This is a genomic window from Luteimonas sp. R10 (assembly GCF_045689605.1).
Lineage (GTDB): Bacteria > Pseudomonadota > Gammaproteobacteria > Xanthomonadales > Xanthomonadaceae > Luteimonas.
In genome coordinates, this window is sequence record NZ_CP141262.1 from 4,063,879 (window position 1) to 4,090,703 (window position 26,825).

Annotated in this window: 21 protein-coding genes; 8 read left to right on the forward strand and 13 right to left on the reverse strand. The window is 70.6% G+C overall.

All coding sequences use genetic code 11. From position 1 onward, the window contains the following. Window positions 1–30: 30 nt before the first annotated feature. Window positions 31–1,917, forward strand: coding sequence for a M48 family metallopeptidase (locus U3649_RS17760; protein ID WP_407352613.1), 1,887 nt, complete (start codon window positions 31–33; stop codon window positions 1,915–1,917). Between the two features lie 187 nt (window positions 1,918–2,104). On the opposite strand, the gene U3649_RS17765 is transcribed toward U3649_RS17760, so the two are convergent. Further along, window positions 2,105–2,539 (reverse strand): NfeD family protein, encoded by a 435-nt coding sequence (locus tag U3649_RS17765; RefSeq protein WP_407352614.1) that lies wholly within the window; start codon window positions 2,537–2,539, stop codon window positions 2,105–2,107. A 3-nt stretch (window positions 2,540–2,542) separates the two neighbouring features. Next, window positions 2,543–3,502: an SPFH domain-containing protein gene (locus tag U3649_RS17770; protein WP_407352615.1), complete on the reverse strand. Its 960-nt coding sequence runs from the start codon at window positions 3,500–3,502 to the stop codon at window positions 2,543–2,545. A 118-nt stretch (window positions 3,503–3,620) separates the two neighbouring features. Here U3649_RS17770 and U3649_RS17775 point away from each other — a divergent pair, with 118 nt between their 5' ends. From U3649_RS17775 to U3649_RS17785, 3 genes are read left to right on the forward strand one after another with little or no spacing between them, the layout of a single operon-like run. Beyond that, window positions 3,621–4,286, forward strand: coding sequence for an RNA polymerase sigma factor (locus U3649_RS17775; RefSeq protein ID WP_407352616.1), 666 nt, complete (start codon window positions 3,621–3,623; stop codon window positions 4,284–4,286). Then, complete coding sequence (locus tag U3649_RS17780) at window positions 4,279–4,863, forward strand: hypothetical protein (protein WP_407352617.1); 585 nt, start codon at window positions 4,279–4,281, stop codon at window positions 4,861–4,863. The genes U3649_RS17775 and U3649_RS17780 overlap by 8 nt, the downstream gene beginning before the upstream one ends. 16 nt (window positions 4,864–4,879) lie before the next feature. Next, complete coding sequence (locus U3649_RS17785; protein WP_407352618.1) at window positions 4,880–6,091, forward strand: PDZ domain-containing protein; 1,212 nt, start codon at window positions 4,880–4,882, stop codon at window positions 6,089–6,091. A 402-nt stretch (window positions 6,092–6,493) separates the two neighbouring features. Here U3649_RS17785 and U3649_RS17790 read toward each other — a convergent pair whose 3' ends face one another. The 4 genes from U3649_RS17790 to U3649_RS17805 form a co-directional block, all read right to left on the reverse strand. Then, window positions 6,494–7,465 (reverse strand): DUF6607 family protein, encoded by a 972-nt coding sequence (locus U3649_RS17790; RefSeq protein ID WP_407352619.1) that lies wholly within the window; start codon window positions 7,463–7,465, stop codon window positions 6,494–6,496. A 75-nt stretch (window positions 7,466–7,540) separates the two neighbouring features. Further along, the gene (locus U3649_RS17795; RefSeq protein ID WP_407352620.1) at window positions 7,541–9,769 is read right to left on the reverse strand and encodes a TonB-dependent hemoglobin/transferrin/lactoferrin family receptor; all 2,229 of its coding nucleotides are present in this window, start codon (window positions 9,767–9,769) and stop codon (window positions 7,541–7,543) included. Window positions 9,770–9,935: 166 nt separating this feature from the next. Next, a complete protein-coding gene (locus U3649_RS17800; protein WP_407352621.1) occupies window positions 9,936–10,139 on the reverse strand; it encodes a hemin uptake protein HemP in 204 nt (67 codons plus the stop codon). 278 nt (window positions 10,140–10,417) lie between these two features. Continuing rightward, complete coding sequence (locus U3649_RS17805; protein ID WP_407352622.1) at window positions 10,418–11,389, reverse strand: potassium channel beta subunit family protein; 972 nt, start codon at window positions 11,387–11,389, stop codon at window positions 10,418–10,420. A gap of 437 nt (window positions 11,390–11,826) precedes the next feature. Here U3649_RS17805 and U3649_RS17810 point away from each other — a divergent pair, with 437 nt between their 5' ends. The 4 genes from U3649_RS17810 (at window position 11,827) to U3649_RS17825 (ending at window position 16,403) form a co-directional block, all read left to right on the forward strand. Further along, window positions 11,827–12,399 carry a TMEM165/GDT1 family protein gene (locus U3649_RS17810; RefSeq protein ID WP_407352623.1) on the forward strand — a complete coding sequence of 191 codons (573 nt, stop codon included), beginning with the start codon at window positions 11,827–11,829 and terminating at the stop codon, window positions 12,397–12,399. Window positions 12,400–12,440: 41 nt separating this feature from the next. Further along, window positions 12,441–13,574 carry a GGDEF domain-containing protein gene (locus U3649_RS17815; protein WP_407352624.1) on the forward strand — a complete coding sequence of 378 codons (1,134 nt, stop codon included), beginning with the start codon at window positions 12,441–12,443 and terminating at the stop codon, window positions 13,572–13,574. Window positions 13,575–14,021: 447 nt separating this feature from the next. Beyond that, on the forward strand, window positions 14,022–15,317 hold the full coding sequence (locus U3649_RS17820) for a NupC/NupG family nucleoside CNT transporter (protein ID WP_407352625.1): 1,296 nt from the start codon (window positions 14,022–14,024) through the stop codon (window positions 15,315–15,317). A 105-nt stretch (window positions 15,318–15,422) separates the two neighbouring features. Then, window positions 15,423–16,403 carry a PfkB family carbohydrate kinase gene (locus U3649_RS17825; protein ID WP_407352626.1) on the forward strand — a complete coding sequence of 327 codons (981 nt, stop codon included), beginning with the start codon at window positions 15,423–15,425 and terminating at the stop codon, window positions 16,401–16,403. Between the two features lie 402 nt (window positions 16,404–16,805). Here the strand turns inward: U3649_RS17825 and U3649_RS17830 are convergent, their stop codons facing one another. The 7 genes from U3649_RS17830 to U3649_RS17860 all read right to left on the reverse strand — a co-directional run bounded on the left by U3649_RS17830 (window position 16,806) and on the right by U3649_RS17860 (window position 26,753). After that, window positions 16,806–18,038 carry a serine hydrolase domain-containing protein gene (locus U3649_RS17830; protein ID WP_407352627.1) on the reverse strand — a complete coding sequence of 411 codons (1,233 nt, stop codon included), beginning with the start codon at window positions 18,036–18,038 and terminating at the stop codon, window positions 16,806–16,808. 161 nt (window positions 18,039–18,199) lie between these two features. Continuing rightward, window positions 18,200–19,111 carry an SDR family NAD(P)-dependent oxidoreductase gene (locus tag U3649_RS17835; protein ID WP_407352628.1) on the reverse strand — a complete coding sequence of 304 codons (912 nt, stop codon included), beginning with the start codon at window positions 19,109–19,111 and terminating at the stop codon, window positions 18,200–18,202. A 49-nt stretch (window positions 19,112–19,160) separates the two neighbouring features. Continuing rightward, on the reverse strand, window positions 19,161–19,796 hold the full coding sequence (locus U3649_RS17840) for a TetR/AcrR family transcriptional regulator (protein WP_407352629.1): 636 nt from the start codon (window positions 19,794–19,796) through the stop codon (window positions 19,161–19,163). A 144-nt stretch (window positions 19,797–19,940) separates the two neighbouring features. Beyond that, on the reverse strand, window positions 19,941–21,548 hold the full coding sequence (locus U3649_RS17845) for an AMP-binding protein (RefSeq protein WP_407352630.1): 1,608 nt from the start codon (window positions 21,546–21,548) through the stop codon (window positions 19,941–19,943). Further along, window positions 21,539–23,182, reverse strand: a complete 1,644-nt coding sequence (locus tag U3649_RS17850) for a carboxylesterase/lipase family protein (protein WP_407352631.1) — start codon at window positions 23,180–23,182, stop codon at window positions 21,539–21,541. The genes U3649_RS17845 and U3649_RS17850 overlap by 10 nt, the downstream gene beginning before the upstream one ends. After that, on the reverse strand, window positions 23,179–24,525 hold the full coding sequence (locus U3649_RS17855) for a spinster family MFS transporter (protein WP_407352632.1): 1,347 nt from the start codon (window positions 24,523–24,525) through the stop codon (window positions 23,179–23,181). Before U3649_RS17855 ends, U3649_RS17850 begins: the two co-directional genes overlap by 4 nt. After that, window positions 24,525–26,753, reverse strand: coding sequence for a TonB-dependent receptor (locus U3649_RS17860; protein WP_407352633.1), 2,229 nt, complete (start codon window positions 26,751–26,753; stop codon window positions 24,525–24,527). Before U3649_RS17860 ends, U3649_RS17855 begins: the two co-directional genes overlap by 1 nt. Window positions 26,754–26,825 lie beyond the last annotated feature (72 nt).

The window sequence follows — 26,825 nt, forward strand, 5'->3', positions numbered from 1 at the left end:
CAATCCCCAATCCCCAATCTCCGCCTCCAAATGACCTTCTTCGAGCGCCAGGCGCAGGCCCGCCGCAGCACCACCCGGCTGGTGGTGCTGTTCGCGCTCGCGGTGGCCGGCATCGTGCTCGCGGTCGACCTGGTGGTGCTGGCGACGGCCGGGCCGAAGCCGGGGCTGCTGGCGTTCGCCACCTTGGCCACCCTGGGCATCATCGGCCTGGGATCGCTCTACCGGATCTCGTCGCTCAGTGCCGGCGGCGAGGCGGTGGCGACGCAACTGGGCGGGGTGGCGGTCGCCGAGGACACCGGCGATCCGCAGCTGCGGCGCCTGCGCAACGTGGTCGAGGAGATGTCGATCGCCTCCGGCGTGCCGGTGCCCAAGATCTACGTGCTCGAGCACGAGGCGGGGATCAACGCCTTCGCCGCCGGCTACTCGCCGTCCGACGCCGCGGTGGCGGTGACCCGCGGCGCGCTCGACCGGCTCAACCGCGACGAGCTGCAGGGCGTGATCGCGCACGAGTTCAGCCACGTCCTCAACGGCGACATGCGGCTCAACATCCGCCTGATGGGGATCCTGTTCGGCATCCTCATGCTGGGGCTGATCGGCCGCAGGATCCTGGCGCACAGCTACGGCATCCGTGGCCGCGGTGCGATGGGGATCCTCGCGGCCGCGCTGGTGGCGTTGCTGATCGGGTACGTCGGCCTGTTCTTCGGGCGCATGATCAAGGCCGGCATCAGCCGCTCGCGCGAGGTGCTGGCCGATGCCTCGGCGGTGCAGTTCACCCGCCAGGCCAGCGGCCTGGCAGGGGCGCTGAAGAAGATCGCCGGTCTGCAGGAAGGATCGCAGCTGGCGCAGCGCGGCGGTGCCGAAGAGGTCAGCCACATGCTGTTCGGCGACGGCATCGGCCTGAGCGGCCTGTTCGCCACCCATCCGCCGATCCTGCAGCGCATCCAGGCGCTGGAGCCGGGGTTCCGGCCGGAACAGGTCGAGCGCCTGCGGGCGCAGTGGCGCACCGCGCCGCCGAACGGGCTGGAAGAAGACGTGCAGCTGGGCATCGCGGCGCGCCACGGCTCTGCCCTGCCCGGTGCCGCCGACGAGTTCGACCTGACCCCGCCGATGGTGTCCGCCCAGGTCGCGCACCCGCGGGAGGACGACTATCGCCGCGCCGACGCCCTGGTCGCCGCGCTGCCGGAGGTCCTGCGGGTGCTGGCGCGCGAACGCGATGCCACCATGCCGCTGCTGCTGGCCCTGCTGCTCGACGGCGATGCCGAGGTGCGCCGGCGCCAGCACCAGGAGATCGCCGCGCGCCTGGGTGCGCGCGTTGCCGAGCGCGCCGCGCACCTGCGCGAGTCGCAGCTGCAGGCATTGCATCCGATGCAGCGCCTGCCGCTGGCGGCCTTGGCCTTCCCGGTGCTGCGGCTGCGGCCGCGCCCGGAACTGGACACCTTCCTCGACACCGTGCATGCGGTGGTCCATGCCGACGACCACGTCTCGCTGTTCGAGTACTGTCTCGGGCGGCTGCTCGAGACCCAGGTGCGCGAATCGCTGGATCCGGCACGCTACGCCCGTTTCGGCCGCCGCAAGGCCGGCAGCGTGAAGCAGGAGTTCGCCACGTTGCTGGCGGTGGTGGCGCACGCCGGCCATGCCGACCCGGCGGAAGCCAAGCGCGCCTACCTCGCCGGCCTGCAGCGCGTGCTGCCGCGCGACCACTTGCCCTATGCGCCGCCGGCTGCCGGCGTGCTCGCGCTGGACGCGGTCTGGGAACCGCTGGACCGCCTCGATCCGCTCGCCAAGCAGGTGCTGGTGGAGGCGGTCACCGCCGCCGCGATGCACGACGGCCGCGTCTCGGTGGCCGAGGCCGAACTGCTGCGCACGATCTGCGGCGTGCTGCATTGCCCGCTGCCGCCGATGCTGGAGCGGGGCTGAGCGGCGCCAGGCAGCCCCTTCCGCTGCGGTATGCCTAGGCCCGTCGCCACGGGCGGTACAAATGGGCAGCCGAGCCCTTTGCAATGGGCTCACAACCATCCTGGCTTGAAGCGCCGGCTATTCGTCGGCGATGCTTGTGGCGACGGCCCATCTCTCACCGCAGGCGGAAAGGGCTGCCTGGCGCGTGTCAGGCCGAGGCCTCGACCCGCAGCACCACCCCGTCCGTCTCCACGACGCGCACCGGCACGCCGGCTTCCAGGTCCGGGCCTTCCACCACCCAGAACGCATCGCCGATCTTGATCCGCCCGCGCCCGGCGACGATCGGCTGGTCCAGCGGTACCACGCGGCCGACGTGCTGCGCGGCGCGCTTGTTGAGGTTCGGATGATCGCTCTGGCGCGCGCGCTGGCGGAACCAGGTACGGTAGACCTGGATCGACACGAAGCTCAGCACCACGAAGGCGCCGATCTGCGCCAGCAGCGGGATTCCCGGCACGAACAGCACGGCCAGGAACACCGCCACCGCGGCGAAGCCCATCCACAGCATGAAGGCGCCCGGCGCCAGCGTTTCGGCGGCGAACAGCAGCAGCGCGATCGCGGCCCAGCCCACGACGTCCCAGCGCATGGCTCAGCCCTCCCGCTGCGGCGCCAGCCGCGCCTGCGTGGCCGCCTGCTGCTTGCCCAGCGCCTCCTTCGCCAGTTCGGCGACGCCGCCGATCGTGCCGATCAGGCCGCTGGCCTCCATCGGCATCAGCACGAACTTCTGATTGGGCGCGGTGGCCAGTTTCTCGAACGCCTCGACGTATTTTTGCGCGACGAAGTAGTTGATCGCCTGCACGTCGCCCTGGGCGATCGCGTTCGACACCATCTCCGTGGCCTTGGCTTCCGCCTCGGCCAGGCGCTCGCGCGCCTCGGCCTCGCGGAAGGCGGCCTCCTTCTCGCCCTCCGCTTCCAGGATCGCCGCCTGCTTCTCGCCCTCGGCGCGCAGGATCGCCGACTGGCGATGGCCTTCGGCCTCCAAGATCACCGCGCGGCGTTCGCGCTCGGCCTTCATCTGCCGCGCCATCGAGTCGATCAGGTCGCGCGGCGGCTGGATGTCGCGGATCTCGATGCGGGTGACCTTGATGCCCCAGGGATTGGTGGCCTGGTCGACCACGTTGAGCAGCTGCGCGTTGATGGTCTCGCGGTTGCTCAGCGACTCGTCCAAGTCCATCGAGCCGATCACGGTGCGGATGTTGGTCTGCACCAGGGCGATAGTGGCGATCTCGAGGTTGGCCACCTCGTACGCGGCCTTGGCCGCATCCAGTACCTGGAAGAACACCACGCCGTCGACCTTGACCACCGCGTTGTCCTTGGTGATCACGTCCTGGCTGGGCACGTCCAGCACCTGCTCCATCATGTTGATCTTGCGGCCCACGCCGTAGACCACCGGGATCAGGAAATGCAGCCCCGGGTCCATGGTGTGGGTGTACCTGCCGAACCGCTCGACGGTCCATTCGTAGCCCTGCGGCACCATCCGCACGGTCTTGAACAGCACGATGATGCCGGCGACCAGCAACACTGCCGCCAGAAAGGCCGATGCCCCCATGATCTTCTCCCCTTGGTCTGTCCGTGGATCCCCGATCCAGGGGCCAGTATAGAACGGCGGGGCGCCGCGGCCGTCCGCCTGCGACGCTTTCGCCCCGGCATGCATCCAGAATGTAGGAATGGTCACGGAACCGCCGCACGCCGCTCCGCCCGCGCCCTGCCCGGCTTCCGTGCCGGCGCGGAACGCAGCGGCGTCGCCGGAACCCGGGCCGGCGGCACGCTCGAGCTTCGCGATCGAGGTGCCGGACGCGCTGCTGGCGCGGGCGCGGCGCGGCGAACGCGCCGCCTTCGAGCAGCTGTACCGCTGGTTCGAACGGCCGGCATTCACCCTGGCGCTGCGCATCTGCGGCGACCGCGAGGAGGCTTCGGAAGTGCTGCAGGACACGATGTTGAAGATGATCGACCGGATCGGCGAGTTCCGCGGCAGCAGCCCGTTCTGGGGCTGGCTGCGGCAGATCGCGGTCAACGAGGCGTTGATGCGGCTGCGCCGCCACCGGCGCCTCGGCGAGACGCTCGACATCGACGCCCACGAACCGGCCGGCGAACAGCCGCCGCCCTCGGCCGCCGCGGACGCGGCGCGGCTGCAGCGGGCGCTGTCGGCGCTGCCCGCGGCCACGCGCAGCGTGCTGTGGCTGTACCACGCCGAGGGCTATACCCACGACGAGATCGGGGCGCTGATGCAGCGCACGCCGAGTTTCTCGAAATCGCAACTGGCGCGCGGCAGCCGGCGCCTGCGCGAACTGCTCGACGCGCCCATCGTCGCACCGGGGCCGACCCATGCCTGAACGTTTCCGCCACGACCCCGCGCCCGGCGACTGGCCGACCGCCTTCGCCGCGCTGCCGCAGCAGACGCCGCCGCCCGGCGGCTGGAACGCGGTCGCCGCGCGGCTGGACGCCCGTCGCCGGCGCTGGCCGCTATGGACCGCCGCGGCCGCCGTGCTGCTGCTTGCGGTCGCGCTGCCCTGGCGGCCGCAGCTGCCGGAGGAGGCCGCACACGATGTCCCCCGTACCGCCGTCGGCCCCGGCACCGACGCGACACCGGCGGCCACGCCGGCGCCACCGCCCGACGCGACGCTCGAAGCGCTCTACGTCGAGTCGGCGCAACTCGAGGCGCTGGTCCCGCTGATGCAGGACACGCGCGTATCCAGCGGCAGTGCGGCATTGCTGGCCGGTGAACTGGAGGCACGGCTGGCCCGGATCGACGCCGCGCTGGCGCAGCCCGGCCTCCCCCCCGATCGCGAACTGGCACTGTGGCAGGCGCGCGTCGACGTCCTGCGCACGCTGGCCGGATTCGAGGGCACGCGCCGCTGGCTGGCGGCCAACGGCAGCCACTACGACCCGATCCTGGTCCGCATCGACTGACCCACGGAGAAACCGCATGACCACCCGCAGTCCCTTCACCCCGCGTTTCCTCGGCGCCGCACTGGCGCTGCTGCTCGGCGGTGCCGCGCACGCGCAGCAGACCGAAGACGACGGGGCGCTGGCCGAGGCGCGCGCCGAACTGGCCCGTGCCGCCGCACGGGTCGCCGAACTGTCGCAGGAGCGGATCGCCGGCGACGCGCGCATCGGCGAGCTGCAGCAGCGCCTCGCCGGGCGCCCGGTGCTCGGCGTGCTGCTGGCGCCCGATCCACGGGCCGGCGTGCGCATCGCCGGGGTGACACCCGATGGCGCCGCCGCCGAGGCCGGCCTGCGCGGCGGCGATCGCCTGGTGTCGATCGACGGCAGCCGCATCCTCGGCAGCAGCGCCGAACTGCGCGCCGCCAATGCGCGCAAGCTGCTGGCCGGGCTGGCCGCCGAAAACCCGGTGCGGCTCGGCTATGAACGCGACGGCCGTGCCGCCACGGTCGCGGTGACGCCCAAGGTCGGCCGCGGCGCGCTGCTGCTGCGCGATGGCGACCTGTCCGAGGCGCTGCTCGCGGCGCGGATACAGGCGAGGGAAGGGCTCGAACAGGCCACCGCCGCCATGCGCGACGTCCGGATGCCGGACATCGCCGCCGAGGTGCGGGCCGCGCTGGCGGCATCGGACGTTTCCGCCGAGGTGCAGGCGGCGCTGGCGGAGGCGGACATCGCCGCCGAGCTGCGCACGGCGCTCGCCGCCTCCGGGCTCTCGGCGGACTGCGGGGGCGAGCACTGCGCGCCGCCGATGCTGCTCTCGGCGTTCCGCTGGAACGGGCTCAACCTGGCCGAGATCGATCCGCAACTCGGCCGCTACTTCGGCGCCGAACGCGGGGTCCTGGTGCTGTCCACCGGCGACCTGGATGGGCTGCAGCCCGGCGACGTGATCCAGCGCATCGACGGGCGCGAGGTGGACACGCCGCGCGAGGCGATGGCGGCGCTGCGCGACAAGCCCGCGGACGCCAAGGTCTCCGTCGCCTACCTGCGCGACCGCAAGGCCGCCACGACGCAGGTCACCGTGCCGAAGCTGCGATCGTTGCGCATCCCGGCGCCGCCGCGCCCGCCGAGGCCGCCCGCGGCGCCCGGAGCACGCGCGCCCGAAACGCCGCCTGCGCCGCCGAAACCACCGGCACCGCCGGCCGCGGCCGCGGCCGACGCCGCCGCCCGGGCCGCTGCACGCCCGTTCGTTGCCTGAGGGCTCCGTCGCTGAGACAGCGTCCGGTCGCGCCGGAATCGCGCACACCGACATCGCGCACCTGATCGCTGCAACCGGCGAACCGCGCCATGGCGATGATTCACGTGCGCGCCGACGGAACAGAAGCGTTTCGGCCACGGATCGACCCGGCCCCACGTAGAGCCGGGCTTGCTCGGCTGCGCAGTCGCCGAAGCCAGGAAAGCAGCGGAGCGAGCTCCGCTCTACGGACGAGGTTCCGGGATGAACGCGGATCAGGCGAACCGAAGAGGTGAGGAAGGAATCCTGGCGCCTTCCTGGCGCGCGGACAGGGCCCTGAACGTCTCCCGGGGAGCAGATCTCCGCTGCCTTGTTCCGTGCCCCATCCTTGGCGAGACCTTAATCGACGCGGCTCGCGCAGACGCGCTAGCGTCCCTGCGCCGGCTCGACCGGCGCGGCCTCGACCCACTCGGCGAACGCGGCATCGATCTCGGCATCGGCCACGGCGTCGCCGTCCTGCACGCGCTGGGCCTGCTCGAACAGCGGGACGATCAGCGCCATGCCGTCGACTTCGGTCTTCAGCAGCAGGCCGGGCGGCTGCGACAGGAACGCATCCCAGCGCGCGCGCACCTTCGCCCAGTAGTCGCCCGTGGCCGTCCAGTACTCGTAGGCCGGCGTGAAATCGGTATCACTGCCCTTGCGGTAGTCGTTGAAGCCGAATTCGCGCACCAGCGTTCGCGAGCCGCCGTCGGCGTCGCGCGCGGTCTTGGTGTTGTCCTGCTCGTGGGTCCAGCCGCCGGGCACGATGGTGTGGCGGTTCTCGACGTTGAGCGCGTTGTAGTCCTCGCGGGTGGTGTACTCGCGCCGCGGCAGCGGGCGCCAGCTGCGGTCCGAGGTCCAGGTGGAGACGCCGTACCGGTGGTTCCAGCGCCCGGTACCGCAGTAGCGCGGCGCGTCGCTGACCTCGTAGACGCACTGGGTCCAGGCGCCGCGCGTGGTCGCGGCGGGGATGTCGCGCACGTGCCAAGTCTGGTCGGCGCTGAACTCGAAGCGCCGCGGCGCCTCGTACATCCAGTCCTGACGCCAGTGCTTGGTGACGTGGCCGCTCTTCGGATCGACCAGGATGTGCTGCAGCACCACCCGGGCCGGGCTGTCCTCGACCACGATCACCACCTCGCTGGCGCCGCTGCGCTTGGCCGGCGCGCGCTCGTAGTCCGGCGCCAGGATCACGGTCTCGTCGAAACTGAAGTCGACGTCGTACTCGCCCTGCATGGCGAGGATCGCGGCGCGGTCGCGCTGAGGATCCGGCTGCGGCGGCGGCGGCGCGGCGGTTGCAGCCGTGCAGGCCAGCGACAGCGACAGGGCGGCGGCGAGCGAACGAGCGTTGGCTGGCGTCATGACGGGAAATCCTCGTATCGAATTGGATGGTGGAACGACGGGTGGGCTGCCCACCGGCGACGGCGCGGCGGCCGCTCAGAACTCGACCGCCAGGCTGACCGCCACGTTGCGCCCGGGCGCGGTGTAGCGGTCGAGCGTGCCGGCGGCGGCGACCGCCATCGGCAGGTCACCGGCGGACCAGTACTTGCGGTCGGCGAGGTTGAACAGGCCCACGTTCAGCCGCGTACCGGGGGCGAAGTTCCAGTGCGCATAGAGGTCGAGCACGCCGTAGCCGCCGCTGCGGTACAGCGCCGGATCGGAGACGCGGTCGCGGCCGGCGGCGAAGCGCCCGGCCAGTTCTGCGCCCCAGCCATCGGTGCCGTAGACGATGCCGAGCGTGGCGGTCAGCGGATCGACCGAGTCGAGCGGCACGTCCTCGGTGCGGTCCTGTCCACGCGACCAGGCAGCCGCACCCTGCAGAGACCAGCCCTGCCAATCCGGCGCCAGTGCACCAAGGTCGACGCCGGCCTTCAGTTCGGCGCCGTAGATCCGCGCCTCGGCTACGTTCTGCGACTGGTACACCTGCAATCCCTGCTGGTTGATGCCGACGAAGCGCAACGATTCGATGAAGTCGTCATAGCGGTTGTAGTAGCCGGTCAGGCCGGCATACACGGCACCGCCGACGAAGCGGACGCCAGCCTCGAGTCCGTCGCTGGTCTCCGGCTTCAGATCGGGATTGGCGATCGCGGTGTAGCCGAACATGACGTTGGTGAAGCCGATATTGACGTCGTTGTACGGCGGCGCACGGAAGCCGCGGGCATAGCCGGCGAACAGCGACCAGTCGCCGGCGAACTTCCACACCGCACCCAGCTTGGGCGAGACCTGGGTCTCGGTGAGGTCGCTGGCCGCAATGCCCGGGTTGTCCTCGGCGAAGATGCCGTCGACCTCCGGCTCGAGCTCGTAGCGGTCCACCCGCAGCGCCGGCACCAGCCGGAACGCACCGTCGGCGAAGGCGATCTCGTCCTGCACGTACAGCGCGGCCGTGGTGGTTTCGCTGACCGGGAAGTCGCGCACCGGGAACACGTCCGGCAACATCATGTTGGTGGTGCCGCCGGTGACCAGATTGGTGACCATGCCGTCGCGCTTCTGCCGCGTGTCGGTGCGCGAAACGTCGAAGCCCCAGGCGAGGTCGTGCCGCACCGCGCCGGTGGCGAAGCCCTTGACGAAGTTCGCCTGCAATCCGTAGACGCGCTGGTCGAAGTTGAAGCTGCGCTGGCGTCGCTCCGGCACGCCGGCGGCGGTGATGCGCTCCTCCAGCGTGTCCTGGGTGGTCTCGCTGTCCTGGCGGTAGACCTGCCAATCGAGTGCGTCGGCAAAACCGGCGTCCAGCATGTCCATCTCGTGCGCGAGGGCGACGCGCGCGCGGGTCTGGTGATCGTCGGCCAGCACCCGGGTATTGGTGGCGCCGGTCATCGCCTGGAACCCGTACGAGGTCAGCACGTCGGTGTCGGCACGGTCCTCGTTGCCTTCCACGGTCAGCCGGAAGCGCTGCCCGGCCGACGGCGCGAACACCACCCTGGACAGCACGCTGCGGCCATCGCGGTCCTGGGGATTGGGTGCGGTGCGCGTGGCGCCGACGCTGTCGTCATCGCCCTGGTTTTCGGTTTCCTGCCCCTGATGATGGTTCACCGTCACCAGGCCCGACCAGCGCTCGCCGCCGAAGGCGGCGGTGGCGCCGGCGAACAGCCCGTCCCAGTCGCTCTCGGCGCCGAGCTTGAAGCCCAAATGGGCGTCCCTGCCCGCCTCCAGATAGTCCGAAGGGTCCTTGCTCACGAAGGAGACCACGCCGCCCAGCGCGTCGGAGCCGTACAACGAACTGCTCGGCCCGCGCACCACCTCCACGCGCTTGAGGGTGTCGAGATCCACGAAGTTGCGGTTGGCGTTGGAGAAGCTGCCGATCGAGAACGCGTCCGAGACCGGAATGCCGTCGACCAGGATGCGCACGCGGTTGCCGCCGAGCCCGCGGATGCGGATGTCGCCGATGCCGAAGCGGCCGAACGATTCGGTGACGGTGATGCCGGGCTCGTAGCGGAACAGGTCCTTGAGGTCGCGCACGATCAGATCGTCCATGCGCTCGCGCTCGATCACGTCCACGGTATTGGGCACGTCGACGAGGGCGCGCTCGGTGCGGGTGGCGGTGACCACCACGCGATCGAACTCGGCGGGACCGGCATCGGCCGCGGCGTCGGGGACGGGTGCGGATTCGGCGAAGGCGGTACCGGGCAGCGCCAGGCACAGGGCAAGGAACAATGGGTTCGGACGCATGTCGTGCTCGCAGGATGAAAAGCGGGCGGCGAGCTGGCGTCCGGCGAAGCCGGAGGGGCGGGCGGGCCTGGAGAGAAGCGACGGGCGCGTAGATGCGCGCCCGGGTACGGTCCGGCGCCGGGCTCCGTTTGGAGCACCGGGGAGCCGGGACGCGACCGGATCGGGACTACTTGGTCAGGATCAGCTTGTCGTTGCGGGTGTGGCGCAACCGGTAACATTCGCCACCGTGGCGGATCCTCACCTCGCGCTGGCCCTGCAGCAAGCGCGCGCTGTCGACCTCCACGCCGTCGCGCAGCAAGGTGGGCGAGGTGGGGCCGGCATCGGCCGGATGGACGTCGGATGAAGTCTCGTGCGGGCGGTTCGCAAGCATCGGCGTACTCCTGGCGGGAGGACAACGATGTTAATGATTCTCATTTGCCTGTCAACTGGCAAAAAGAGGGCCTGCTTCGGCGAACCCAGGCGGTATCGACATTCACGTCCTCCGCGACCTCTGTAGGAGGGACTTCAGCCCCGCCGGGGCGAGGCAACAAGGAGCCCACGTTGGCGGTCGGGAGCTGCGTGCCTGGGTCTTTTCCGCGCTCTGCCGTTTCCCGAAGTCGGGGCTGAAGCCCCTCCTACAGGGCAACGGGAAGCGAATGCCGATACGCCCTAACGCGCCGAACTCTCCACCCGCTGCCACGCCGCGTCGTCGAGCCGCTCGTCCAATTCCAGCGCCTCCAGGTTCTGCAGCAGTTGCTCCACCCGGCTCGCGCCGAGCAGCACCGTCGACACGTGCGGATTGCGCAGGCACCACGCGATCGCCAGCGGCGCCGGCGCCACGCCCAGCTCGGCGGCGAGCGCGGTGAAGGCGCGGGCGCGCTCGACGCGGCGCTGCTCGCCGTCGCCGATCACCCAGCGCTGCAGCCATTCGAAGCCTTCCTGCCCCAGGCGGCTGTCGCCGGCCACCCCTGCGTTGTACTTGCCGGTCAGCAATCCGGAGGCCAGCGGCGACCAGACGGTGGTGCCCAGCCCGATCTCGCCGTACAACGGCGCGTATTCCAGTTCCACGCGTTCGCGATGCAGCAGGTTGTACTGCGGCTGCTCCATCGTCGGCGGATGCAGCCGGTGCTTGCGCGCCAGGTCGGCGGCCTCGCGGATCCGCGCCGCCGGCCATTCCGAGGTGCCCCAGTACAGCACCTTGCCTTGGCGGATCAGCGTGTCCATCGCCCACACCGTTTCGGCGACCGGCACGTCCGGATCGGGCCGGTGGCAGAAGTACAGGTCGAGGTAGTCCACGCGCAGGCGCTTGAGCGCCGCGTGGCAGGCATCGTGGATGTGCTTGCGCGAGAGTCCCTTCTGCGTCGGTCGCGGCGCCTCCGCAGCGCCGAAGAACACCTTGCTCGACACGCAGAAGCCGTCGCGCGGCAAGCGCAGGTCGGCGATCACGTCGCCCATCACCCGCTCCGCCTCGCCGTTGGCGTAGCCCTCGGCGTTGTCGAAGAAGTTGATGCCATGGTCCCAGGCCGCCGCGATCAGCTCGCGCGCGGCACTGCGGCCCACCTGGTTGCCGAACGTGACCCAGGCGCCGAACGACAGCGCGGACAACTGCAGGCCGGAATGGCCGAGGCGGCGATACTGCATGGGAGGGCTCCGTCGGGGCGGAGCGACAGTTTAGGGGAGGCGCGCCAGACAGACCTTTCCGTGCGGTGAAATTCGGCCCGTCGCCACGGGCGGTGCCAATGAATAGCCGGGTTCTGTCCGTTGCCGCGAAGCAAAATGGATCCAGGCTTGACCAGCCATTCGGCTGTTGAAAGCCACCGGGATGACGGTTGACAGGCTATCGGCGAACGCGACGCTGTTTCCCGACCCCCAGCCCTCTTCCCTTACAATGTCGGCACTACCTTTCGGGGAGTAGCCCACCCGCCGCACCGGCGGGGCCGCGCGTCAACACGCTTGGCGATCGCCATGGCACGCGGGACTCCAGTCGGGCAAGACCGGAGGCAGACATCGCGCACACCCGGCCGGGCGGCGTCGATGTCGCCTGCCGTCTTGTGCATGCCCGGCCGCGGATGTCCCCCTTGGACGCGTTGTTCGTCTCCACCTTCGCCGTCGCGGTCGCCGAGATCGGCGACAAGACCCAGTTGCTGGCGCTGCTGCTGGCGGCCCGCTACCGCAAGCCGTGGCCGATCGTCGCCGGCATCCTGCTGGCGACCCTGCTCAATCACGCCCTGGCGGCCTGGTTCGGCGCCGCATTGTCGGAATGGCTGCCGGCGGACGCGCTGCGCTGGCTGGTCGCGGGCAGCTTCGTGGCGGTCGCGGCGTGGACGCTGCGCCCGGACCGGCTGGAGGAGGACGAGCGCCGCAGGGCCGGCCCGGGCGGCGCGTTCCTGGCGACGCTGGTAGCCTTCTTCCTCGCCGAGATCGGCGACAAGACCCAGGTCGCGACGGTCCTGCTGGCGGCGAAATACGAGGCGGAAGCGTTGGCGCAGGTGATCGCCGGCACCACGCTGGGCATGCTGATCGCCAATCTCCCGGTGGTGTTGCTGGGCGCGCGTTTCGCCGATCGGCTGCCGCTGCGGGCGGCACGGATCGCGGCGGCACTGCTGTTCCTGGTCCTTGCCGTCTGGGTGGCGTGGCGCGGCGTCGGCTGAGCCGCGCCACGCTATGCTCGGCCGCGGAGGGCCGGAAACCGATGCGAAAGGCCGAGAGGGGACTGTCCGCGATCGTCGCCAACCTGCTGGCGCACCCGGACGAGCTGATGCTGGAGCTGGGCGCCGGCGGCGAGCTGCTGGTGGCGCGGGTGCGCGCGGTGCTGTGCGCGATCGTGCTGCTGCTGCCGCTGCTGGCGGCCGCCGGCGGCGCCAGCACCACGGAAGTGCTGATCGGGCTCGGCGCCGCGGTCTTCATCAACCTGATGGCGCAGGTCTGGCTCGCACTGGCGCGCGACCTGCGCCGGCACCGCTGGCTGCCGCACGCGACCAGCATCTACGACGTCACCGTCACCAGTTGCGTGCTGGCGCTGCTGGGCTGGTACGACCCGGTGGCGGGAATGAACAGCAGCGTGGTCTGGTGCTTCTACGCGATCGCCATCCTGCTCACCGCGTTGCGCAACGACGGCCGCCTGACGCTCTACATCGGCGCGCTGGCCATGCTGCAGTACGCGCTGCTGGTGACCGCGATCTTCCTGCTGGCGCCGTCGCAACGCCTGGTGTCGGTCGACTACGGCAGCGCCTCGGTCGGCGCGCAGGCGGAACGGCTGGTGCTGCTGCTGATCGTGACGGCGGTGACTGCCGCCATCGTCTATCGCATGCAGCGTCTGGTGGAACTCTCGGGCCGCGACGGCCTGACCGGGCTGCCCAACCGCACCTGGCTGCTGCAGAGCATGCCGCGGGCGTTCGCGGCGGCGCGCACCTCCGGCGCCTCGCTGACGCTGGCGTTGCTGGACCTGGACGGGTTCCATCGCATCAACGAGGAGGCCGGCCACCAGGGCGGCGACCGCGCGATCCGCCAGGTGGCCGCGGAACTGAGCGAGATGCTGGAGGAGGGCGAACACGTCGCCCGGATCGGCGGCCAGGAATTCGTGCTGCTGCTGCGCTGCCCCGTCGGCAGCGCCTGGGAGCGCCTGGACCGCCGGCGCCGGCTGCTGGCCGAACGCCCGTTCCAGGCCGGCCGCGGCGCCGACCCGCAGCGCCTGACCTTCAGCGCCGGGCTCGCCGCCTGGCCGCAGGACGGCACCGACATCTCCGCGCTGCTGGGCAGCGCCGACCGTCGCCTGCAGCAGGCCAAGCGCGAAGGACGCAACCGGGTGGTGGCGCGGGACGGGTGAAGGCCGGGAATCGGGAATCGGGAATCGGGAATCGGGAAAAGCGTAGCGCGCCTTTGCCGTCGTCCCGGCGCAAGCTGGGACCGACTTGGGCGTCGCGAAAGAACAAAAAGGAAAACTCGAAAATCCCGTCATGCCCGCGAAGGCGGGCATCCATGGACGTTCAACTCCTCGAAAGCCGAATTCCATGGATCCCCGCCTTCGCGGGGATGACGATCGAACGGGCTTTTCGAGGTTCCCTAATGTGGATGCCCCCCTTCGGGCGGTTGTGAAGCACTTCCCGCCTTTGCGGGAACGACGCCAGATGCCACCCGGCCTGCCTCCGCTCGTGACCCACCGCGCCCACTCTCGTTCTCACTCCCCGTTCCTGGTTCCTCGCTCCTCCAGTTGCCCCCCGCCTCCCCCTCGCCTACCCTGCGCCGACGCGATTTCGACGCCCAGGGGCAACGGATGGAAGGTTTGACGCGGGTCGGTTTCGGCCTGTTGGGTCTTGCGGTGCTGCTGGGCATCACCTGGCTGTTCTCCAACAATCGCCGCAGGGTGGATTGGCGGCTGGTCGGGATCGGCCTCGGCCTGCAGATCGTGATCGCCTGCCTGGTGCTGCTGACGCCCGGGGGCGCGCGGGTGTTCGACGCGCTGTCGTCGGGCTTCGTGACCCTGCTCGGCTTCACCACCGAGGGCGCGCGCTTCATTTTCGGCGACTTCACCGATCCGGAGAAGTTCGGCTTCGTGTTCGCCTTCCAGGTGCTGCCGACGATCATCTTCTTCGCCAGCTTCATGAGCGTGCTGTACCACCTGGGGGTGATGCAGAAGATCGTGCAGGGCATGGCGTGGGTGATCACCAAGCTGATGCGCGTGTCCGGCGCGGAGACGCTGTCGGTCTGCGCCAACGCCTTCATCGGCCAGACCGAGGCGCCGCTGGTGGTGCGGCCGTACATCGCCGGCATGACGCCGTCGGAGCTGCTGACGCTGATGGTCGGCGGCATGGCGACGATCGCCGGCGGCGTGCTCGGCGCCTACGTGCTGCTGCTGGGCGGCGGCGATCCGGTGCAGCAGGCGGTCTACGCCAAGCACCTGATCACCGCCAGCATCATGGCGGCGCCCGCCACCATCGTGATCGCCAAGATCCTGGTGCCGGAGACGCAGGAACCGCTGACCCTGGGCAGCGTGCGCGTGAACGTGGAGAAGACCACCGCCAACGTGATCGACGCCGCCGCCGCCGGCGCCGCCGACGGCCTGAAGCTGGCGCTGAACGTGGGCGCGATGCTGCTGGCCTTCATCGCCCTGATCGCGCTGCTCAACGCGCCGCTGGTATGGCTGGGCGAGCTGACCGGGCTGCAGGACGCGCTGGGCCGTCCGACCGACCTGTCGGCGCTGCTCGGCTGGGTGCTGTCGCCGCTGGCCTGGCTGATCGGGGTGCCGTGGCAGGACGCGGCCACCGTCGGCGGGCTGATCGGCACCAAGGTGGTGCTGAACGAGTTCGTCGCCTACGTGCAGCTGGGCGAGATCCTGCGCGGCAACGTCGAGGGCGTGTCGCTGACGCCGCAGGGCCGGTTGATCGCCACCTACGCGCTGTGCGGCTTCGCCAACTTCAGCTCGATCGCGATCCAGATCGGCGGCATCGGCGGCATCGCCTCGGAGCGCCGTGCCGACCTGGCCCGCTTCGGCCTGCGCGCGGTGCTGGGCGGCTCGATCGCCACCATGATGACCGCGACCATCGCCGGCGTGCTGACGCTGTTCGCCTGAGCGCGGCGCCCGCGATCCACGCGGTCACCGGCCGCGCCACCGGCCGGCGGCGACGGGCTCCCGGATAATCGACCATTCCAACCGCGTCACAGGCATCCACCGACCATGGCTTCCGTCCTCGTCATCGGCTCGTTCAACGTCGACCACGTCTGGACCAGCGACCGGCTGCCGCGACCGGGCGAGACCCTGAGCGGCCGCTACAGCACCGGCCCCGGCGGCAAGGGCTTCAACCAGGCCGTGGCCGCGCGCCGCACCGGCGCCGTCACCCGCTTCGTCTGCGCGCTGGGCGGCGACGGCGGCGGCGACCTCGCGCGCGCACTGGCCGCCGAAGACGGCCTCGAACTGCGCGCGCTGCGCAGCGACGCGCCGACCGGCACCGCCGGCATCTACCTGGACGAGGCCGGCGGCAACAGCATCGTCATCGGTGCCGGCGCCAACGGCGACCTGTCGGCCGAATTCGTCGCGGCGCAGGCCCACGCCTTCGCCGATGCCGCGGTGGTGGTGGCGCAGCTGGAATCGCCCACGGCTGCGGTGCTGGAGGGTCTGCGCCGCGCACGCGCCGCCGGCGCCGCGGCCCTGCTCAACCCGGCGCCGGCCAACGCCGCGGTCGCCGCCGAGCTGCTGGCCGCGACCGACGTCCTGACGCCGAACGAAACAGAATTCGCCGGCCTGCTGGCGCGCCACGCAGGCATCCGCCTCGACGGCGAGGACATCGTCGCCACGCCCGACGACCGCCTGCACGGGTGGTGCCGCGCATTGCTGCCGCACGGCACCGTGATCGTCACGCTCGGCGGTTCGGGCTGTTTCGTCTCCCATGCCGACGGCCTGCACCGCGGCGACGAGGCCGCCTGCTATCGGCTGCCGGCGGCCCAGGTCCGGGCCGTCGACACCACCGGCGCCGGCGACGCCTTCAACGGCGCACTGGCGGCGGGAATGGCGCTGGCGCCGGCGGCTCCATTCGCGCAGCACGTCCGCCTGGCCACCCATTACGCCGCCCTGTCCACCGAACGTCCCGGCGCCGCCGAGGCGATGCCGTCGGCCGCACAGTTGCGCGAGCGCTTCGGCGATCTGTTCTCGGCCGCATGAATTTTCGCTCGTGGCACCGCCCTCGAATGCGCGCTCCCTTCTCCCGCTTGCGGGAGAAGAGCCTGCCCGCGGAGTGCTGTTGGTCGGGGTGCCTCATAGGGGCGGATGCGGGCGCGGCGGAGCCGCGAAACACCGGCCATCGCGGCTTCGCCGCGCCCTCACCCCATCCCGTCGCTCCGCGCCCCGGCCCGCGCCAGCGGCGCGGGCGTTCATCGGCACGCGAGCCGTGGCTCGCAAACGTGCCTCTTCACCCCGCAAGCGGGAGAGGCGCTCAAAGCCGACTGCCGGAGAAGTCCAATCGCGACCAATCGGGAATGCTTCAAATTACTGTGCATCGGCGACGGATAGGGCATCGCGTCGATCTTCGAACGCGCCTGAACGCTTGCGCGTCCCGCGCGGCCGTCAACCGGACGCCAGCGCCTCGTAGACCAGCGGCCTGAGCGCGTCGCGCGCCGGCGCCGCGGTGACCGGCATCAGCTGGGTCATCACCGTGACCGACAGGCCGAGACCCGGCGTTGCCCAGAACCCCGTGCCCGCCGCGCCGCCCCAGGCATATTCGCCGGCCGATCCCGGTCCGCTGCGGTCGTCGAGCCTGACCACGCCGCCCAGCGCGTGGGCGATGCTGCCGGGCGCATAGCGGCCAAAGCGCAGCAGCGAGGGCATCAGCGCTTCCTGCGGCCCGTACGGCGTCACCAGCCGCCGCGCGGAAGCCGCGTCCATCACCCGCGCGTCGCCGCGCGCGCCGCCGTTGGCCAGCATGTCGGCGAAGTGGCCGTAGTCCTCGAGGGTCGAGACCAGCCCGGCGCTGCCACCATCGGCGAAGGGCCGCTTCAGCGGCGCGCGTTCGCTGCCGTCAGCCGCCGGCTCGATGCCGCCGTCACGCGCGGCATAGAGGCCTGCGAGACGCCCGGCCTGTCCTTCGGGAACGAAAAAGCCGGTCGAACCCATGCCCAACGGTTCGAAGATGCGGCGCTCCAGGAATTCGCCGAGGCGCTGCCCGCTGATGCGCTCGATGACCAGGCCGGCGATGTCCAGTCCATAGCCGTAGATCCAGTCCGTGCCGGGCTGGAACTCCAACGGCAACGCGGCCAGCCGCCTGGCGAAACCCTCCAGCCCGCCGACCTGCGGGTCGTACATCCACGCGCCCGCAACCAGACCCGCGTCCCGGTAGAGCGGCGCAACGCGGCCATCGCCCCAGCTGTTGGCCAGCCCGCAGCTGTGGGTCAGCAGATGCGCCACCGTCATCGGCCGCGCCGGCTCCAGCCTTTCCAGCGAGCCGGCAACGACCCCGAGGTCAGCGAACTCCGGCACGTAGCGCGCCACCGGGTCCTCCAGCGCCAGCCTGCCATCCTCCACCAGCAGCATCACGCCCGCGGCCACCACCGGCTTGGTCATGGAATAGATGCGGTAGAGGCTGTCCGCGCCGATGCTCCCGACACCCGGGATCTGCGCTTCGGCCAGCACCCGGCCGTGCCTGGCGATGCGGATCGCGGCGAAGGGCAGCTCGCCGTCATCAACGAAACGGCGCAGGCGCGCGATCACCGGCCCGAATCGGTCGCCGGCGAGGACCGGCAGGCCGAGGCCGCCCAGGGCGAGCGCAACACCGGAGAGCAGGAACTGGCGTCGACTGGTCATGATGGACCTCCGTTCGAGGAGTCTGGATTGTTGCGCCGCCGGATCCCTTCTTCGGTCTGTGTGGAAAAGTCCCGAAGGCGGATGGTGGATGCCCGCAGCGCCGGGAAGTCCCCATCAGCCCTTTCCGGGCACCCACTCCCGCAGGCGGGAGAAGGGACGCGTCACGAGGCGACTCCGTGGGCACGGGGCGACAGGGCTTCGACCGCCTGCGCACCGGCACTGGCGACCTCGCGCTCGGCCTGCGTGAAGCCGTACTCGGGCACGACCTGCCCGGCCGGATCCGACACCGCGTCCCACTCAGCGATAAGGCGTTCGCCCGCATCATCGCCGGCACCGAGATGACGCCCTTCGGTCAGGGTCACGTAGGCGCGGGCGAAATGGCCCCCGCCGGCGCAGACGATGGCGCGCGTGGGGGCGTCGTCGACCACCAGCGGCAGCAGCGCCGGACTGACCAGCGCGGGCTCCAGCGCGCGCAGGCTCTCCTCGGGCAGCACGCCCGCCGTCATCCCGGTCGACGCGGTCGGCGCCAGGCAGTTGACGCGGATGCCGTACTTGCGGCCCTCGATGGCCAGGGTCTGCATCAGCCCCACCAGCGCCATCTTCGCGGCACCGTAATTGGCCTGGCCGAAATTGCCGTACAGGCCCGAGGACGAGGTGGTCATGACGATGCGGCCGTAGGCCTGCGCCCGCATCGTGTCCCAGACTGCCCGGGTGCAGATCACCGCGCCCATCAGGTGGACGTCGACCACCTGCCTGAACTCGTCCAGGCCCATCTTGGCGAAACTCCTGTCGCGCAGGATCCCGGCATTGTTCACCAGGATGTCGATGCGGCCCCACGCTTCGAGCGCGTGCGCGGCCATCGCCGCGACGGCCGCCTCGTCGGTGATCGACCCGGGCGCGGCCAAGGCCTCGCCTCCGGCATCGCGGATCGCCGCGGCGACGGCCCCGGCGGACGCGGCCTCCAGGTCGTTGACCACCACGCGCGCGCCCTTCCGCGCTAGGTAGAGGGCGTGCTGGCGGCCAAGCCCGCCGCCGGCACCGGTGATGATCGCTACGCGTCCCTTGAGCGGCATTGCTCGACTCCCCGTCTTTGGAAAATACCCGACGGGGACACGGGTGCGCTCAGCGCTTGCCGCCGCCCCCCCGCCGTTTGCAGACCGACCTGAAGCCGGCTGCCATGAAGCTGGCCATGCGTGCCTTCACCGCGTCGTAGTCGTCCGAGCGGCAGAGCCCGCCGGAGAGGCGGTCTATGCGGCCGGTACGCGCCAGCGTCAGCATCAGCGCGCCGGTGACGAAGTGGTAGCCCCAGAAGATGTCCGCCTCGTCGCAGTCCGGCAGCGCCTTCTTGAGCAGGTCGATCAGGCGCAGCACCACCGGATCGAAATGCCGGTCCATGAGTTCCGCGCCATAGGGCGTATTGGAAGCCAGCGCGCTGAGCGCGCCGTAGTTCTTCCAGTTCTCGCCGCCCTGGATGTAGAGGTCGAGATCGGTATCGAGGAAGGCGTGCAATGCCCCCTCGATGGTGGGCTTGCCGCCGCTGGCTGCCTCGTACTCGTCGAGCGCCTTCATCCGCAGCCCGCTGGTCACGGCGGCGCGCCGTGCGATCACCGCTTCGAACAGCGTCTTCTTGTCGGTGAAGTAGTAGTTGAGCAGGGTGTGGTGCACGCCCACGCGACCGGCCACGTCCTTGAGGGTGACGCCGTACAGGCCGTGCCTGGAGAACAGGTGCTCGGCGGCATCGAGGATCTGCTCGACCATCTCCGCGCGCTGTTCCGCCTTCGTCGGGCGCTTCGCCGGCGCACTCGTCCGGCTCTTCCTGTTGCCGCGCCCGGACCGGGATGTGGCATCTGCTGACACGCTGCCGCCTCCAATGCTCCGCCGGGTTGGCGCTGCGTCGGGACATCATGTCACCGGTGCTCCGCGCGCGCCGCCGTATTCGGCCCTGAGGCGCATTTTGTCAATTTTGCCGGTCGCTGCCAAAGGCATCCGGTCGACCCGGACCACAGCGTCGGGCACCCACCACGGCACCACCCGTCCATGCAGGGGATCGATCAACGCCGCATCGCTCACCGCGCATCCCTCGCGCAGCTGCACCAGCAGGACCGGCCGCTCACCCCACTTCGGGTCCTGGCGGCCGATGACTGCCGCCAGCGCCACGCCGGGAATGCCGCCGACGATGTCCTCGATCTCGGCGGGATTGATCCATTCGCCTCCGGACTTGATCAGGTCCTTGGCGCGCCCGGTGATGACCAGGTTGCCGTCGCCGTCGATGCGCGCCAGGTCGCCGGTCGCGAACCAGCCCTGCTCGTCCACCGTCGGCGCGGTGTCGCCGAAATAGCGCCGGATGGCGCTGGCGCCACGCACCCGCAGGTGTCCCTCCACCCCGCGCTGTTCCGGCAGCGCGTCGCCGCCGGCGTCGGTCAGCAGCAGGTCGATGCCGATCGACGGGCGCCCGGACAGGTGCGCCGCGCGCCGCGGATCGCCCGGCACGGCCACGGTGCCGGTCGGCGACAGTTCGGTCATGCCCCAACTGGTCTGCACGGTGGCGCCCAGGCAGCGCTCGATGCGCTGCATCAGCGCCGGCGCCAGCGGCGCGCCGCCGACGATCACCCGCTGCAGCGTCGGGGTCCCGCCGCCGTTCGCCTCCAGATGTTCGACCAGCGCCAGCCAGACCGTGGCCACGCCCAGCGCCACGGTGACGGACTCGGCGTCGATCAGTTCCGCAAGGCTGGCGCCGTCCAGGTGGCGGCCCGGGAGGACCAGGCGCGCGCCGACCGCCGGCGTCGCGAACGGCACGCCCCAGCCGTTGGCATGGAACATCGGCACCGCCAGCAGTACGCAGTCGCGCATCGAGATCGCCATGGTGTCGGCCTGCAGCGCGCGCAGTGTGTGCAGGAAGTTGGCGCGATGGGTATAGGTCACGCCCTTCGGCATGCCGGTGGTGCCGGAAGTGAAGCACAGCCCGCACGGGGCATTCTCGTCGAACCCGCCCCACGGGACCTCGGCGTGCTCGCGCGCGATCATCGGCTCGAGCGGCTCGATCGCGCCGGTCCCGCCGCCCTCCACCGCGGCCTCGTCGATCGACAGGACTCGCTCAATCGACCGCGCGCCCGCGGCGATGCGGCGCGCGAGCGGCGCCAGGTCCCCCGCGACCACCAGCAGCCGTGCGCCGGACTGCTTCACCATGTCGACCAAGTGCGCCTCGCTCAGCCGCGGGTTGAGGGTCTGGCAGACCGCACCCATGCCCATGGTGGCGAACCACACCTCCACGTGGGCCTGGGTGTTCCAGGCCAGGGTGGCGACGCGGTCGCCGGCCCCCACCCCAAGCGCCGCCAGCGCCGCCGAGGCCCTGCGCGAGCGCCGCTGGAGCCCGGCGTAGCCGACCCGGTCGTGCCGCCCGCCCCCGCGTGCGGTGACGACCTGCGCGTCCGGGTGCCACTTCGCGCCGTGGTCGAGGAACTTGTCGAGGGTCAGCGCGTAGTGCTGCATCTCCCCGTGGATCACGGACATCCAGTCGCTCCCGGCGGCAGCGGCGGCGCAGCGATGCCGACGTTCCAGTGCCAGGGCAGGTCGCCCTGCGCGCGTCGCCGGCATACCACCGCTTCCACCAGTTCGTACATCCCGGGCATCAGGCGTTCGCCCGGGCGCGGCGCTTCCGCGAACGCCATGTAGGCGCGTCGCTCGCCGTAGGGGCGCCATTCGGCATGCCCGGCCGCTGCCGGAACGCCGGTGCGCGCGAACCCGGTCCAGTAGCCCGCCATGGCGTCCGACAGCGCGGTCTCGGCGGAGGTCGACGGGATCTGCGGCCAGTGCGGCGGGGTCCGGTCGGGGTTGCCGAAGAGGTAGGGGATCTCGCTGGCGTGGAACGCGTGCAGCCCCGCCTCCTCGGCCGCGGGATAGCCGTGGTCCCAGTAGTAGAGGAAGGAGCGCTGGCCCAGCGCCGTCTGGCTGCGCACGAGCCGCTCGGCCGTCCATCCGTACATCGCGTCGCGGGTGGTGGCGAGCATGGCCTCGTCCAGGTCCCCGGGCGGATAGCGTTCCAGCATCCGCTCCGCGAGGTCGCCGTAGCGGGCCCGGATCTGCGACGTGTACGCCGCCGCGTCCGCAGGCTGCGGCGGCAACAGGAAGCGCAGCGAGCGGATCTCGCCCTCGTTGAATCCCGCCAGGATCGGCACCGGCGCCTGTTCGCCGCGGTCGAACGTTTCCGCCAGCTGCGCCGGCAGCGCGTGGCCGTCGACGTTGCCCAGCGGCAGGAAACCGGAAACCGCCGCCTGCACGGTGAGCGCCTGCGCGTCCATCGCGCGCAGGCGCGCCAGCCCGCGCACCTCGAGCTTGCGGCTCAGCGCCAGGCCCGACTCCTCGGCCGAGGGCGTGCCGTGCGCCGTATCGCGCAACGCCGGGGTGGAGATCATGTAGGCGCTCTGGGCGATCGCCTTGTGGAACAACCCGTGCGCGGCCGGCGCGGCCATCAGGTACATGACGCTCAGCGCGCCGGCCGACTCCCCGGCGACAGTGACGTTGCCCGGGTCCCCGCCGAACGCGGCGATGTTGCGCCGGACCCAGCGCAGCGCCTCGATCTGGTCCAGCAGCCCGTAGTTGCCCGAGACGCGGTCGGGCGATTCTTCGCTCAGTTCCGGGTGCGCCAGGTAGCCCAGCACGCCGAGCCGATAGTTGATGGTCACCACCACCACGCCGCGCGCCGCCAGGCGCGCACCGTCGTACATCGCCTCGCTGCCGGCGCCCGCCACCAGCGAACCGCCATGGATCCAGACGAAGACCGGCGCGCCGTCGGCAGCCGCCGGCGCCCACACGTTCAGCGACAGGCAATCCTCGCTCATCGGCGGTGGCTGCGCCGGCGCGTAGATGCTGCCGGGCCGCGACGTGGGCTGATGGCAGGCGGGACCGAAACGGGTGGCATCATGGACCCCGTCCCAGGACGCCGCGGCGACCGGCGGGCGCCAGCGCATCCGCCCCGTGGGCGCGGCCGCATAGGGGATGCCCCTGAAGACGGCGACGCCGTCCGTGGCCTCGCCGCGCAAGGCGCCTGCGGGCGCCTCCACCACCGGTGAATCGACCGCCCCGACCGATGCCACCGAGCACATGGCGACGATGCCCGCGACGACCTGCGTCATCCAACGGTTCATGCCGATGCCTCCTCGTGGTCCTGGCGCTTGAGCGCCTTCCCCAGCCACAGGAACAGCCCGATCGCGACGCCGTAGAACGGCACCAGCGTGTAGAAGGCCATCTGCAGCGAACTGTCGGGATAGGCGGGCCGGAACAGGTCGCTGGCGAAGCCCAGGTAGGTCGGGCCAAGGCCGAGCCCGACCAGGTTCATCACCAGCAGCAACAGGGCGCCCGAGAGCACGCGCTGGTCCGGGCGCACCTCTTCCTGGACCAGGGTCACCGCCGGCGACAGGTAGAAGTAGTTCAGGCCCATCGGCAGCAGCAGGAACGCCAGCGCCAGCGGCCATCCGGGCGCCCAGATGAAGCCGACGAACAGCGGAACCGCCAGCGCCAGCCCGATCGCCGGGACATGCGCGTAGGCGACCTTGCCGCGCGGGACCAGGCGGTCGATCAGGCGACCCGAGGCGAACATTCCCGCGCTGATGCCGACCAACACCAGCAGCGCGTACCAGATCGCCACGTCGCCCAGACTCATGCCCTTTTCCCGCATCAGGAACAGCACGGTGAAATTCAGCACGGCATAGGTGATGAACTGGGTCGCCGCGCAGGCCAGCGCCACCCGCAACAGCACCGGATGGGTGAAGAACATCCGGCACGTGGGCCAGAAGCCCGACTTCGCGGAGACGGACACCGGGTCGCTTTCCGGAAGCCGCGTCTGCGTCCGGCCCGGCCCGGCGTCCAGGCCGCCGCGCCTGGGCTCGCGCACGAAGAACCAGACGATCGCCGCTGTGAACACGCCGACGACGCCGACCCAGAGGAACGCCAGTCGCCAGGAATAGGCCGCCGCGATCGAGGCGCCGAAGGCCACGCCCAGCGCCTGCCCGATCGGCGGCCCCATGTTGAACAGGCTCAGCGCCGTTCCACGGGTGCCGGAGGGAAAGTAGTCGGAGATGATGGCGTAGGACGGCGGCACGCCGCCCGCTTCTCCCACGCCGACCGCCATGCGTGCGAGCGCGAGCTGTGGATAGTTGGACGCCATGCCGCAGGCTGCGGTGGCTGCGCTCCAGAGCGCGCAGGAGAAGGCCAGCACCTTCACCCGGTTGGTCCGGTCGGCCAGCCAGCCGACCGGAATCGCCAGGATGCAGTAGAACATGGCGAAGTACAGGCCACCGATCAGGCCCAACTGCCCGTCGCTGACGCCGAGATCGTCCTGGATCGGCTTGGCCAGGATCGAGAGCAGCTGGCGGTCCAGGAAGTTGAGCACGTAGACGAAGCACAGGATCGCCAGCACGGCCCAGGCCCGGGCGTCCGGACGCACCACGCGCGCGCGCTCGACCGAAGCGAGGCCGGAAACGCCGGCCATCAGAACCGGTACCCCACGCGCACACCGACCGTGCGCGGCCGGACCACGCCATAGCGGCTGTCGAGGAACGACTCGGGATGGACGTAATTGATCGAGCGGTCGTCGAACAGGTTCTCCGCGTACAGACCGACGGTGACCCGATCGAACGCCGCCGCCAGGCTGGCATTCACCACCGTGTAGTCGTCGGTGTGGTCGTAGGTCGGGCTGATCACGCCGGGCTGGCCGGGCACGTTCGGGAACGAACCGGGGAAGCCGCCGACGTGGACCACCGCCAGCGAGGCATTCCCGTCGGCGTCGCCGAACACGTCGAAGGCGTACTCGACCAGCAGCGAGCCGCTGAACTCCGGCCCCGACAGCCGCGCACCCTCGACCGCGCCCGAGATCGCGGCTTCGGCCGGCGTCAGCGAGTCGACCCGCGCCTTGTTGAAAGCGCCATTCAGGGCGACGGTCCATCCCAGCGCCGGCATCGCCCTGAGCTCGAACTCGAGCCCCCGGCTGTAGGCCCCGCCGATGTTGGTGGCGAACTGCACCTGGTCGGACACGCGGTTGGCCTGCACCTGGATGTCGTTCCAGTCGATATGGTAGAGCGCGAGGTTGGCCAGCATGCGGCCGTCCATCCAGCGTCCCTTCATGCCGATCTCGTAGCTGATCAGCTCGTCGGAATCGGCGCCGTCCGGAATGATCAGGTCGTCCGGGTCGACCACGCTGGCCGCTCCCGCCCTGGCGTTCACCACCGGAGCGCGGAAGCCGGTCGCCACCGCGCCGTAGGCGGTGAGCGACGGCGTCGGCCGCCACGAGGTGCTGAACCGGTACGACGGCCCGGTTTCCCTGGCCTTGACGCCTTCGGCTGCGGCGATCGGCACGACGGTCAGCGGGCCGGGGATGCCGACCAGCGCGTTGGTCAGGTAGTTGCTGTTGTAGCCGCCCGGACGGGTGAAACCCTGGGTGTCGGTGCTGCCGTAGCGCAGACCGACGGTCGACCAGAGGTCGTCGGTGAAGCGGTAGGTCAGCTGGCCGAAAAGCGCCTTTTCCTTCGAGATGGAATAGCTCTGGAAGCGCTGGTAGTACTCGTCCGGCAGCCCGGTGATGCCGCGCGCGTCGAGGAACTCCTGGCTGGAGCGATAGTTGTAGTCGACGTCGCGCTGGCGGTCGAAGTAGAACCCGCCGAGGACCCAGTCGAGGCGGCCGTCGGTGTCCGAGACCAGCCGCACCTCCTGCACGAAGGTCTCGTCGTAGGCGTCGGCGTCGAGCGCGAACGGGATCGCCTGGGCGAAGGTGCCGGCCAGGTCGACGTGGAACAGCGCGTCGTAGTCGGACCAGGTCGAGGAACTGGTCAGATGCGCACCGTCGAACTGGTAGTCGAGGGTGACGTTGTAGTTCGTCATCACCCCGGAGAACATGTCCGGCCGGTCGGAGTTGCGGGTGTCCTTTCCGAGCGCGGGATTGACCAGCGACGAGTCCTCCGGCGTGCTCTCCTCGCGGGAGGCGCGAAGCTGCACCGACAGCCGGTCGGTCGGCTCCCACAGCATGGTGGCGCGGCCGCCCCAGCTCTCCAGCGCGTTGGCATCGTCGACGCCGGTGCCGATGTTGTCGACATAGCCTTCCTCGTCGCGCGAGAACGCGACCACCCGCAGCGCCAGCGTGTCTTCGGCCAGCGGCACGTTCACCATGGCGTTGTAGCGCTGACGCAGCGCGTCGGAGCCGGTCACGCCGATATCGGCCAGGAACGACGCTTCGAAGAGATTGGGGTCCGGCGCGTGGGTCAGGATGCGCAGCGCGCCGGCCAGCGAGCCGGAGCCGAACAGCGTGCCCTGCGGGCCGCGCAGGAACTCGATCCGCTCGACGTCGTAGAGGCTCGGATCGAGGATGGTGGAGTTGCCGTTCGAAGAGATCGGCAGCTCGTCGATGTAGACCGCCACCGTGCTCTGCAGGTTGGCGTTGTAGCCGTTGGTGGCGATGCCGCGCGCGGTGAAGTTGTTGAAATTGGCGCTGGCCCGGTTCAGTACCACGCCCGGGGTCTCGTGAGCCAGGCCTTCGTAGCCGACGATGCCTTTCTCCGTCAGTTCCTCCTGCGAGAGCGTGGTGATGCTCAGCGGCACGTCCTGCAGCGGTTCGCTGCGGCGGGTCGCGGTGACGATCAGCCTGTCCAGTTCCTGGACTTCGGTGGCAGGCTGCGCCTGGTTCCTCCGGGCTTCGGCATCGAGCGCTTCGGCCGTGGCCTGCGCCATGACCGACACAGGTGCAACAAGCAACGCGGCCGCAGCCGCGATCAGACGACCTTCCATACCGAATCCCTCCCC

Coding starts and splice junctions, on each gene's coding strand:
- U3649_RS17785 (WP_407352618.1), top strand. CDS start 4,880: ATGACCACCCGCAGTCCCTTCACCCCGCGTTTCCTCGGCGCCGCACTG.
- U3649_RS17775 (WP_407352616.1), top strand. CDS start 3,621: ATGGTCACGGAACCGCCGCACGCCGCTCCGCCCGCGCCCTGCCCGGCT.
- U3649_RS17815 (WP_407352624.1), top strand. CDS start 12,441: ATGCGAAAGGCCGAGAGGGGACTGTCCGCGATCGTCGCCAACCTGCTG.
- U3649_RS17820 (WP_407352625.1), top strand. CDS start 14,022: ATGGAAGGTTTGACGCGGGTCGGTTTCGGCCTGTTGGGTCTTGCGGTG.
- U3649_RS17855 (WP_407352632.1), bottom strand. CDS start 24,525: ATGGCCGGCGTTTCCGGCCTCGCTTCGGTCGAGCGCGCGCGCGTGGTG.
- U3649_RS17860 (WP_407352633.1), bottom strand. CDS start 26,753: ATGGCGCAGGCCACGGCCGAAGCGCTCGATGCCGAAGCCCGGAGGAAC.
- U3649_RS17760 (WP_407352613.1), top strand. CDS start 31: ATGACCTTCTTCGAGCGCCAGGCGCAGGCCCGCCGCAGCACCACCCGG.
- U3649_RS17835 (WP_407352628.1), bottom strand. CDS start 19,111: ATGCCGCTCAAGGGACGCGTAGCGATCATCACCGGTGCCGGCGGCGGG.
- U3649_RS17845 (WP_407352630.1), bottom strand. CDS start 21,548: ATGTCCGTGATCCACGGGGAGATGCAGCACTACGCGCTGACCCTCGAC.
- U3649_RS17790 (WP_407352619.1), bottom strand. CDS start 7,465: ATGACGCCAGCCAACGCTCGTTCGCTCGCCGCCGCCCTGTCGCTGTCG.
- U3649_RS17825 (WP_407352626.1), top strand. CDS start 15,423: ATGGCTTCCGTCCTCGTCATCGGCTCGTTCAACGTCGACCACGTCTGG.
- U3649_RS17840 (WP_407352629.1), bottom strand. CDS start 19,796: ATGGTCGAGCAGATCCTCGATGCCGCCGAGCACCTGTTCTCCAGGCAC.
- U3649_RS17805 (WP_407352622.1), bottom strand. CDS start 11,389: ATGCAGTATCGCCGCCTCGGCCATTCCGGCCTGCAGTTGTCCGCGCTG.
- U3649_RS17850 (WP_407352631.1), bottom strand. CDS start 23,182: ATGAACCGTTGGATGACGCAGGTCGTCGCGGGCATCGTCGCCATGTGC.
- U3649_RS17830 (WP_407352627.1), bottom strand. CDS start 18,038: ATGACCAGTCGACGCCAGTTCCTGCTCTCCGGTGTTGCGCTCGCCCTG.
- U3649_RS17795 (WP_407352620.1), bottom strand. CDS start 9,769: ATGCGTCCGAACCCATTGTTCCTTGCCCTGTGCCTGGCGCTGCCCGGT.
- U3649_RS17800 (WP_407352621.1), bottom strand. CDS start 10,139: ATGCTTGCGAACCGCCCGCACGAGACTTCATCCGACGTCCATCCGGCC.
- U3649_RS17765 (WP_407352614.1), bottom strand. CDS start 2,539: ATGCGCTGGGACGTCGTGGGCTGGGCCGCGATCGCGCTGCTGCTGTTC.
- U3649_RS17780 (WP_407352617.1), top strand. CDS start 4,279: ATGCCTGAACGTTTCCGCCACGACCCCGCGCCCGGCGACTGGCCGACC.
- U3649_RS17770 (WP_407352615.1), bottom strand. CDS start 3,502: ATGGGGGCATCGGCCTTTCTGGCGGCAGTGTTGCTGGTCGCCGGCATC.